Below are 10,759 nucleotides of genomic sequence, written 5' to 3' on the forward strand. Positions count from 1 at the left end.
GATATTAATTTTATCATAGAAAGCTATTAAAAGTTAGTATTATTTAATTTACAGAATCTTTTTCACAGGCTCCAATTTTTCGTAATCTGTAGTAATTTTTAATCTTATATTCCTTAAATTTACAACAACCCTTATTTTATTCTTCTATTTTAAAGTAATCTTCTAGTTCCTCTTTTGTGTCAAAATCTCTATCAGCTACGTGATAATATCTTTGATGAACTCCATCTTTATCTGTATATTCTAATTTTTTAAAATTCATCATAAATTCTTCTACATTATTTCTTATATAGTTTCTAAACTCCTCCTCAGTACATCTTAAAGCCTCTCCAAATATTTGAAGTTGTACGTCCATTAAAGAGTTTACAAAGTTATCGTCATTATCACTATCACAGATATATCCTTCCTCTGTTAGTTCGTCTATAATAACCTTTTTAATTATTTCTAAATTTTTATCAAGTACATTATTTATATTAAGTTCCATTTCCTCTCCTTAAAATTTTTATTTTATTCTTTCTATATTATAGCATATTTTTAGGAATAAGAAATAAAAAACTGCATCTTTATTTTAGATGCAGTAATTTTTTTAATTTATTTCGTCTATCTCAGTCATCTCGACACCCTTATGAAAAACTCTTTGATTTGAACTTCCACGAAGTTTAAGTCTTAAATCTTTCTTTTCAAGGATAAATGGACCTTCTATAAGATAATCTATCATCTTAAGATCAATCCATTTTTCTAATTCCTCTTTTAAGTATCCAGTCCATAAATAGATATTTTTATCTGTTTTTGTTTTTATAAATTTTATTAGCTCCAAAACTTCATCTCTATTTTGATAGTAGAATGGGTCTCCACCTAAGAAAGTGACATTTTTCCATCTAGAACTAAGTATCAAAGCTTTTATCTCTTCCAATGTATACTCTTGTCCCTTTTCAAAATCCCAAGTATTTTGTGAAAAACACCCTTTACAATAGTGGTCACAACCAGCAAAATATAAAGTTAAAGTAAATCCAGTCATACTGTTTATTGGGTCATTTTCTACAATTGATATTATTCTCATCTATACCACTAGAACTTTCTTATTGATTGTCCTAAGTTAGAGTTTATTAATTTTCCACTTTCTAGGGCAATTTCACCATTTACAAATACATATTCAATTCCTTCAGGAAGTAACTCTGTATTTTCAAAAGTTGCAAAATCACGAATATCATCTAATGAGAATATTGTGATGTCAGCGTCAGAACCTACTGATAAGTTTCCTTTGTTTATTCCTAAAATGTCAGCTGGAGCTGAAGTCATTTTTTCAACAGCTTGATATAAATCTAACATTTTTGCGTCTCTTACATATTTTCCTAAAACTCTAGGGAAAGTTCCAGTTGCTCTAGGGTGACCTATATTTTTAGCATTTAATATTCCGTCACTACCGATTACTGTTTGTGGATAAACTAAAGCTCTTTCCATATCTTTTTCATTGATTGTGTAAGCTATTATCATTGTATCTGGAGCTTCGTCTCTTAATTTGTTAAAGAACTCTTCAGTACATCTTTTTCCTCTATATTTTCCTTCCATAACTTCTAGTTTATCATAAGTGATGTTATATCTTTCCAAGAATCCTTCGTCAAAAGTTATTGAACCTATTTTTGCACTGAAAGCTGTGTAAGGGTAGCAGTCACAGTAAACATTTACTCCCTCTTCTCTTTTTTTGTCTAACATAGCAAGAGCTTTGTCCATTTGACCAAATCCTGCCATACTTCCAATGTGAGAAACTAAGAAGTTTGCTTTTACATAGTTTCCTAAATCTAAAAATTCATCTATTGCGTTAAATATATTTTTAGCATCTTCTCTTAAGTGAGCTGATATTATTTTATTTTGACCAAGTTTTGCAAGAGTTACCATTTCATTAAAGTCAATTCCTGGTACATATCTAAGACCAAAACTTATTCCAAATAATCCAGCTTCTTTTATCATATTTTTACCTAATTCGTACATTTTATCAATGTCTTCATTTTCTAAGCTAACATATCTGTCAGCTCCTACTTTTTCTCTTAATATTCCGTGAGGTAAAAGCATACCAAAGTTAACTGGGTTTCCTTCATCTACTTCGTCTAAAAATCTTTTAGGGTCATTAACTCCTATTCCAGAGTTTCCTCCTATTGCTGTTGTAACTCCCATAGAAAGCATTCTTTTAAATATTTCTCTATCTGGAGTAACTCCATCTGTTAAAACTTCGTGCATATCAATATCGATAAATCCTGGGCAAACACACATTCCCATAGCATCTATCTCTCTGTCTCCTGAAAGAACTTCGTGAGATAACTCTACTACTTTCCCATTTTCTATTGCCAAGTTGTATGGCTCAAAAATATTATTTTTAGGGTCTATTAATAATCCATTATTTATTACTGTTCTCATAATTCTAATTCGTCAGTTACACTTTTTGTAACTTTCCTCCTCTCCATTTATTTTACTTGATGTAAAGATATTATATCATATTTTTTCAAATTAATCATACTATTTTTATATATCTAAGAAAATATCCTTTGATACCAAATCTTCATAAGTCTCTCTTTTTATTGAAAGACAACTTTTTCCGTCTTTTACAAATACAACTGCAGGTCTTAAAGCTTTGTTATAATTGCTTGACATAGAATATCCATAAGCTCCTGTTGTAGGAACAAAAATAAGATCTCCTTCGTGGGCTTTAGCAAGGCTCATATTTTTTCCTATAAGATCACCAGATTCACAACATTTTCCAGCAATAGTAACTGTCTCACTTGGTGTTTCATCAAGTTTATTAGCCACCACAGCCTCATACTGAGCTTGATAAAGAGCTGGTCTTATATTATCTGTCATTCCTCCGTCAATGAAAACATATTTTACTCCACCGTAAGTTTCTTTTGTGCCACCTACTGTGTATAAAGTTCCTCCAGCATTTCCTACAATACTTCTTCCTGGCTCGATTGAAACTCTATCCAATTTCATATTTTCTTTTTCTAAAGTTTTTTCTATGTGTGATATCATAGATTGCATAAATTTTTCAATGTCTACTTCTGTATCTCCATCAACATAATAAACACCAAATCCTCCACCAAGGTTCATCTCTGGAATATATATATCAAATTTTTCTGATACTTCCTTTGTAAAGTTAAGCATTGTTTCTATTCCTTCGTGGAATGCTTTTGTATCAAATATTTGTGACCCAATATGACAGTGGAATCCTAAAAATTCTAAATTTTTATATGAAAGTATTTTTTCGATTATACTATAGATATTTTCATCAAAGATTGATTCTCCAAATTTTGAACTATGTTTTGATGTTCTGATATATTCGTGAGTGTGGGCATCAATCCCTATATTTACTCTAAGCATAACTTTTATAGTTTTATTTTTTTCTTCCGCTAATCTTCCAAGTTTATCAATCTCATCTTTGTTATCAAGGATAACTACCCCAATTCCCCAGTCAAGACACATTTCAAGTTCTTCTATACTTTTATTGTTTCCGTGCATATGAACTCTATTCATAGGAAAGTTTGATACTTTTATAGAATATAGCTCTCCTGCTGATACAGCATCTATACTTAGACCATATTTATTGGCTAGTTGGCACATAGCTTTTGATAAAAATGCTTTTGAGGCATATACAATCTCTGTATCAAATTTATCAGATTTAAAATTATCTATATATTTTTTCATATTATCTTCTATAAGTTGTTGATCCATAACGTATAATGGAGTTTTGTACTCTTTAGCTAATTTTTCTACTGAAACTCCTCCCACTTCAAGTATTCCATCAACATTTTTCATTGTCCCAAAATATCTCATAATAACTCCCTTCCAAAACCAAAAATTTATAAAAAAAGACAGTCTATCAATTAAGACTGTCCTTAGTAAACTAAATTAAAAATAATACTAATTTTTAATAAGATAACTTACTTGATAGCCCTCCATTGATTAACAATGACAGTAAAATAGATCTTATCCATTTTACCAACAAAGACACCTGACACTTATCTTCGTTTCGGCAAAATCTCCTTTCAGATTATATCAACGTTTGTCAGACTAAATAATCTTACTCTTATCATTTGCTCCTCTATCTAATTTCTTATGTAAAAGTATATCTAAAAATAACTATTTTGTATAATATAAAAATTATATAGAATACATATTTTAAATTTATTTTACGTGTATTGCTCTATTTTTTATCTCTTTCATTCTTCCTTCAAGGGCGTGAGTGATATTGTAGTTAGAGATATATCCACAACATCTTCTTTGAATTTTCATTTTCATTCCCTCTTCGTTTCCACATTGTGGGCATTTATATTTAGCAGTTTTTTCATCATAAGAGATTTCTCCTGTGTAACCACATTCAAAGCATACGTCTGATATTGTATTAACTGCAAAATATTCTATTCCTTTATCGTGAGCATATCTCATAAGTTCTAAGATTGCGTCAGAGTTATAAGTTTTTCCACCATTTTCAACATACATTATATTTCCACCGTTACAGTATGGAATAAATGGAGCTTCTGTATCTATTTTATCAAAAGCGTCTATTGGTAATTCTGATGAGAAGTGGAAAGAGTTTGTATAATATCCTCTCTTATCTAACCATTCTGGCATTACATCAGAATAATTTTGTTTGTCAATATTGAAGAATGTAGCTATACTTGCTTCTGCTGGAGTTCCATAAACTGATACAGGTAAACCTGTTTCTTTTTTAATTTCGTCAGCTTGTTTTCTTATCTCTTGCATTATTCTAAGTCCTAAAGCTTTTCCATTAGGTTTTGATATATTTTCTTTATCATCTGTAAGTATTCTTACACAATCGTCTATTCCTAAGAATCCATAAGAAACTGATGCTCTATCTGTTTTTAAAATCTTTTCAACTGTTTCTTCAGGGTTTAATCTTGCAATAGCACCATATTGGAAAAGAATTGGAGCTTGTTTAGCTTTTAATTTTCTAACATTTTCATATCTTTTTAAGATACCCATTTTCATTAGGTGTTTCTTTTCTTCTAGAAGTTTCATAAATGTTTCTACCTTGTCATCATCTCTATGTCTTAATGACTCTAAAGCGATTTGAGGTAGGTTAAGAGTAATTACACCAAAGTTAAATCTTCCATATTGTTGGTATTTTCCATTTTCTTGGTATTCGTGGTTAACTCTAGATCTGCAACCCATTCTTGCATAATATTTTCCAGCATCATAATCTTCTTTTGAGTAGAATAAAATATCTGGATAATATGTGTGAGCTATACATTTAGATACTTCTTTTGTTATGTAGAAATATTTATCTCCCTCTTTTAAGTTATATCCGTCAACAACTATATAAGATAGTTTTGGGAAGATTGCAGGGATTTTTAAAGCTCCTAAACCTGTTTGTCTAACTTTTAGATAAGCTAGAATTATTTGTTCAGATTCCCAAGAAGTAGGTACATTAAATGTTATTGTTGAGAAAGGTGTTTGTGATGCTGAACCTAGTATTGAGTTTGTTTGGTACTCGAATAATTGACAAGCATCATAAATTTCTTTCGCTGTTTTTTTGATAACTTTTTCAAATACTTTTGAGTATTTAGCTTTTAATTCTTCATTAGCAGAATCAAGCTCTAATGTATCATCATAAGGTTTTTCATATAAGAATTCAAAATAATCATTGAAGTTTTTAACAAAGTTTTTCTTTGCATATTTAGCAAATACTTCGTTAAAGTTAGGTATAGAGTTTCCTCCATATTGTTGAGAACTTACACTTGCCATTATTTGCATAGCTATATTCATCGCTGTTCCAACAGATTTTGGAGTTTCTACATCTGTGTTTGTTATTCTAGTTCCGTGGTCTAGCATATCTTCTATGTTGATTAAGCAACAGTTTGTAAGTTCTTTTTCAACGTCTGAATCGTGCCAGTGGATTGTTTTTCTTCTGTGAGCTTCATATAACTCTTTTCCGATAGATTTTTCAACGTTAAATCTAAAATACTCTCCAGAGATTAAATCTCTTGCAACTGATGGTAAAGTAGAGTTTTTATTTGAATTTTCTCTATCTCCATTTTCAAGTATTCCCTCAATTCTTTTGAATAAGCTATCAGTTTCTTTAAGTCTAGCTTCACTTCTTTTTGTTCTATATCTTTCAAATTTTTGTGCTTGGCAGAAATATCCAAAATCACATAATGTTTTAAATACAATATCTTGTATATCTTCTATATTTATATTTTCTTTTTTTCTAGCATAAATCTTATTCATAATGTGATCTAACATTTCCACAAGAACTGCCTCGTTCTTAAATGCCATTTCCTTATGAACTTTTTCTAAAACTATAAAAATTTTATCCTTATTAAATGCTACTATATCTCCATTACGTTTAATTACTTTCATTGCCCCACACCTCTTTAAAAAATCATTATTAAATATTTTCTATATTCTTTATTGCTCTAATATGATAGCATATATTGTGGTTTTTATCAATAAGATTTCACTATATATTGTGAATTTAAGGCAAATCTTCCTTTATTTTCAATGGTTTTAGGACTTATTCTTTTTATATATCATCACCTAACAATAAAATATATTTGACTGGTTTTCCCTTGATATATCGCAGTTTTTGTCCCAAAACTATTTTTTTGTTAAAAACTATATATTGTGTTAAAAAACTTTCTTCCACTACTATTTTTTCAGATTGAAAATTATATTTAAAAAGTTAGTTAAAAGAAAAAAGCTGGAGAAAACTCTCCAGCATAAGTTACAGATAAAGAGAATATCATCTCTTTAAACTATTAAAACGATTTTTTACAGGATTCGTAACCTCTATATAAAACGGTTTTTTAACAGGTTCCGCAAACCTCTTTACCAAAGCGATTTTTTACAGGATTCGCAACCTCTATTAGTGTTTCCAACTTAATTATATCATTTTTTCTATAAAGTTTAAAGAATTATTTTTTAAAATATAATCCTATACTTATCCAATTATTAATCTGTTTAGTTTTTCAGAAAATTCTACTGGATTTTCAATAGCAAATCCTTCTACTAGTAAAGATTGATTGTATAGTACATATACTAAATCTTTTAATTCCTCTTCATCAGTAGTATTTTTTATTTTTTCAAATAATGGGTGGTTTGGATTTAGTTCAAGTATCTTTTGAGCTTTCATTCCTTCATTTCCTGGAATCTCTGCTAAAGTTTTTTCCATTTCAAGAGAGATTTCCCCTTTTGATGCAAGTCCAACAGCTCCACTTCCTAAGTTTCCGTTAAGTCTTGCTTCTTCTATCTTACCACCTAACATATCTTTTATTTTATCAAGTAGAGATCTATTCTCTTTTTCAAGATTTTCTCTTGTTTCTTTTTCTTTCTCATCTTCCATATTAGCAAAATCTGCGTCACTTATAGATTTGAATTGTTTTTCAGCATAATTCATCATTGTTTTTAGAGTGAACTCGTCTATTTTATCTGTTAAGTATAACACTTCAAATCCTTTATCTTTAAGAACTTTTACTTTTGGTAATACTTTGATTAAATCTTCATTTTCTCCAGTTACATAGTAGATTTCCTTTTGGTCATCTTTCATTCTTTCAACATATTCTTTTAATGTTGTATATTTATCTTCAAAAGATGATTTGAAAATTAATAAGTCTTGTAGCTTTTCTTTGTTAAGACCAAACATATCTTGGATACCAAACTTGATTGTACGACCAAATGCTTCCCACATTGTGATATATTTTTCTCTGTCGTCTTTTAATAATTTTTTAAGTTCTGTTTCGATTTTCTTTTCTATATTTTTAGAGATTTTTACAAGTTCATTGTCTTGTTGTAGGATTTCTCTTGAGATATTTAATGATAAGTTGTCAGTATCAACTATACCTTTCATAAAGCTAAAATGCTCAGGGATTAGGCTTTCAGCTTTTTCCATTATAAATACATTTTTAGTATATAGTTGTAGACCTCTCTTATAATCTCTTGTATAGAAATCCATTGGAGTTCTCTTTGGAACATAGATAAGAGCTGTGTATTCTAATGACCCTTGCACTTTTATATGGAAGTGAAGTAATGGGTCTTCGTGGTCATAGAATGTATTCTTATAAAATTCGTTGTATTCTTCCTCTGTTATGTCCTTTTTATCTTTTTTCCAAATAGGAGTTTCGTTGTTTAGTTTTTCTCCACCAAAATAGATTGGATATTTTATAGAGTTAGAGTGTTTTTTAACTATCATTCTGATTGTAAAATCTTCTAAAAATTCTTTTGAATCTTCGTTAAGAGTTAAAACTATTCTTGTACCTCTTTTTAAATCTTCTAAGTTTTCTATCTCTTCGATTTCATAAGTTCCGTCACCTTTTGATGACCATTTGATAGTTACGTCGCTATATGGAGATTTTGTATATAGAGTTATGTCACTTGCTACCATAAACGCTGAGTAAAATCCAACACCAAATTGACCGATTATATCAAGTTGTTCATTTTCTTTTGCCTCTTTGAATTTTTCTATAAATGCTTTTGAACCTGATTTTGCAATTGTACCGATATTTTCGTTTACTTCGTCAAAAGTCATACCAATACCAGTATCTTCGATTATTAATTGGTTTTTATCTTTATCAGCTTTTATTTCTATTTTAAATTCATTTGAATCTTTTAAAAGTTCTGTATCTGTTAAAGCTTTAAATTTTAATTTATCGATTGCGTCACTTCCATTAGAGATTAATTCTCTTAAAAATATCTCTTTGTTAGTGTAGATAGAATGCACCATAAGATTTAACAATTCTTTAGTCTCTGCTTGAAAGTTTTCTGTTTGTTTTCTCATTTGTAACTGCCTCCTAAAAAATATTAGCACTCATATTAATAGGTTGCTAACTTATTCTAAATTAAAAATACCACATTTATATGGTTTTGTCAAGAGGTTTTATTATAAAAAATTATAATACTCTATATATGGACTTTTTTATTCTTCGCTAATTATAACAAAATCTATTTTTTTACGTCTAAGGTGTATATAATAGTTAAAAAGGTGGTTTTTTATGGAAAATAATTTATACAGAAATTTAGATGCTTTTGAGGCATATATCGGAACTCCTGAGAAATTTGAATGGTATAAGAAAGTTTTTGCAAGCTATAATGTAAATGGAATTGAAAAATTTTCTTGGAACTGGTCTTGGTGGTCATTTTTCTTTGCACCAATCCATCTAATATATAGAAAATGTTACATAGAGGCTTTAATAATCTGGTTGATTCAAGTTTTTCTTATTCCAACTGGTTTTATCAGTCTTGTATTTTATATAGGAACTGCTGTGATTTCTCCTTTGCTTATCTATAGAAGATATAAACGTACTTTGGATAAGGTGGAATATTCTATTGATGACGAGGCTACTAAAATAGATACAATAAGAAAACTTGGTGGAGTAGATGTGGTGGCTAGAAATATAGCTATTTTCTTGCAGTTCTTTGTAATATTTGTCTTTATTTGTAACTTTTTGGTTATGATAGGTATCAATCTATTTTTCTTTAACTTTATGACACCATTTATATTTTTATAACAAATTAAAAAGCTGTTGTAGTTATTTTACTTGCAACAGCTTTATTTTTTTATTACATTTTGTCAACTAAAGTATATTTATATGGATTAAAAGCCACTTTTATAAGTTTAAAATTTTGTATTCCAAATGGTATACCAATTATTGTGCAACAAAGAGCTATACCGGAAATAATGTGAGACAATGCAAGCCATATCCCAGCAAATATAATCCAGAAAAAAGCACTTATTGGTCTTGGAGAACTTCCTAAATTTTCTTTAAGGACTATCTCTTTACCAAAAGGCATTAGACAAGATTTTGCCATTTCAAAACAACCACTTGCAAAAGGTATAGTAATTATAAAAATAATGCTTAAAAGTCCTGCTAGAACCCACTCCAATGCTAAAACTAATCCCCCACAACAAAGCCATAAAATATTCAAAATCAAACTCATTTTAAGCCTCCTTTCAAGTAAAATATATTAGTCTTCAACTACACAAGGTATGTTTTTCTCAGCAAGTATTCTTTTACAAACTTCTATCGCTTTTGTTATATCATCTTTTTTAGTAAAAGTTTGTGGTTTTCTTGAATAAACACTTCCTGTAAATAAAAATTTTTGAGATGGTTCTTCGCTCTTTCTAACTATCTCTCCTATTCCATCATAGATACCAAACTTTGCCTTTCTATAAGTAAACTTTACACAGTCTATATCTGCCACTTCACAACTCCATTTTCTAACTGGGTTATTAAGTACAAGTCTTTCATCTTCAAAATAGAATGGGTCATACCCTTTGTCATCTTTAGGACGTTTTCTATCCCTTATCTTTGTAAATATAAACCACACTAATGCAAAAATTACGATATCAACTAATATCATAGCAAACATCATTTTACCGTTCATTTCTTCCCCTCCAAAATTTATTTTTAACACTTATATTTTAACATATTTTTAGATTAATTTATATTCCCTTTTGTAAAAAATTTACTTTTTTATTTTAAACTCTTTTATCTAGCTAGTGTTAAAATTTTTTAATACTTTTTACAATAAAATAACAATATTTTTGTATAAATCTGTTGACTATTTTTGAAAAAAATGCTATACTTCTGATTACCGAATAAGAGATTTGCTTGATTTTTTATTGGGTTTTTTTATTTTAATTCTTTTATTTTACTTTAGTTAATAATTTTTTATATAAAAGACTAACTATTAAATGTCAAGTCAAAAATAAAAAAATTAAATAAATTTGTTAATTTAAAAAAATGCATCACAAAAA

At 28.9% G+C, this 10,759-nt stretch carries 9 protein-coding genes and 1 riboswitch; of the genes, 1 reads left to right on the plus strand and 8 read right to left on the minus strand.

Going from position 1 to position 10,759, the window contains the following annotated elements; translation table 11 throughout:
* Nucleotides 1–136 precede the first annotated feature (136 nt).
* The 6 genes from I6E15_RS09400 to htpG form a co-directional block, all read right to left on the minus strand.
* Nucleotides 137–481 (minus strand): hypothetical protein, encoded by a 345-nt coding sequence (locus I6E15_RS09400; protein ID WP_177161306.1) that lies wholly within the window; start codon nt 479–481, stop codon nt 137–139.
* 102 nt (nt 482–583) lie between these two features.
* Nucleotides 584–1,057 carry an anaerobic ribonucleoside-triphosphate reductase activating protein gene (gene nrdG / locus I6E15_RS09405; RefSeq protein ID WP_235247528.1) on the minus strand — a complete coding sequence of 158 codons (474 nt, stop codon included), beginning with the start codon at nt 1,055–1,057 and terminating at the stop codon, nt 584–586.
* Nucleotides 1,058–1,065: 8 nt separating this feature from the next.
* Nucleotides 1,066–2,409, minus strand: coding sequence for an amidohydrolase family protein (locus I6E15_RS09410; protein WP_235247529.1), 1,344 nt, complete (start codon nt 2,407–2,409; stop codon nt 1,066–1,068).
* A 105-nt stretch (nt 2,410–2,514) separates the two neighbouring features.
* A complete protein-coding gene (gene lysA, locus I6E15_RS09415; RefSeq protein WP_235247530.1) occupies nt 2,515–3,819 on the minus strand; it encodes a diaminopimelate decarboxylase in 1,305 nt (434 codons plus the stop codon).
* Between the two features lie 107 nt (nt 3,820–3,926).
* Nucleotides 3,927–4,098: riboswitch (Lysine riboswitch) on the minus strand.
* Nucleotides 4,099–4,170: 72 nt separating this feature from the next.
* Nucleotides 4,171–6,366, minus strand: a complete 2,196-nt coding sequence (nrdD, locus tag I6E15_RS09420; RefSeq protein ID WP_235247531.1) for an anaerobic ribonucleoside-triphosphate reductase — start codon at nt 6,364–6,366, stop codon at nt 4,171–4,173.
* Between the two features lie 580 nt (nt 6,367–6,946).
* Entirely contained in the window at nt 6,947–8,779 is a 1,833-nt protein-coding gene (htpG, locus tag I6E15_RS09425) for a molecular chaperone HtpG (protein ID WP_235247532.1), read from the minus strand.
* A gap of 214 nt (nt 8,780–8,993) precedes the next feature.
* Here htpG and I6E15_RS09430 point away from each other — a divergent pair, with 214 nt between their 5' ends.
* Nucleotides 8,994–9,509 (plus strand): DUF2628 domain-containing protein, encoded by a 516-nt coding sequence (locus I6E15_RS09430; RefSeq protein WP_235247533.1) that lies wholly within the window; start codon nt 8,994–8,996, stop codon nt 9,507–9,509.
* A 52-nt stretch (nt 9,510–9,561) separates the two neighbouring features.
* Here I6E15_RS09430 and I6E15_RS09435 read toward each other — a convergent pair whose 3' ends face one another.
* Together I6E15_RS09435 and I6E15_RS09440 are read right to left on the minus strand one after the other, a co-directional pair.
* The gene (locus I6E15_RS09435; RefSeq protein WP_177162380.1) at nt 9,562–9,939 is read right to left on the minus strand and encodes a YccF domain-containing protein; all 378 of its coding nucleotides are present in this window, start codon (nt 9,937–9,939) and stop codon (nt 9,562–9,564) included.
* A gap of 27 nt (nt 9,940–9,966) precedes the next feature.
* Complete coding sequence (locus I6E15_RS09440) at nt 9,967–10,386, minus strand: hypothetical protein (protein WP_235247534.1); 420 nt, start codon at nt 10,384–10,386, stop codon at nt 9,967–9,969.
* Nucleotides 10,387–10,759: the final 373 nt, after the last annotated feature.

This window comes from Fusobacterium perfoetens (assembly GCF_021531475.1).
Classification (GTDB): domain Bacteria; phylum Fusobacteriota; class Fusobacteriia; order Fusobacteriales; family Fusobacteriaceae; genus Fusobacterium_B.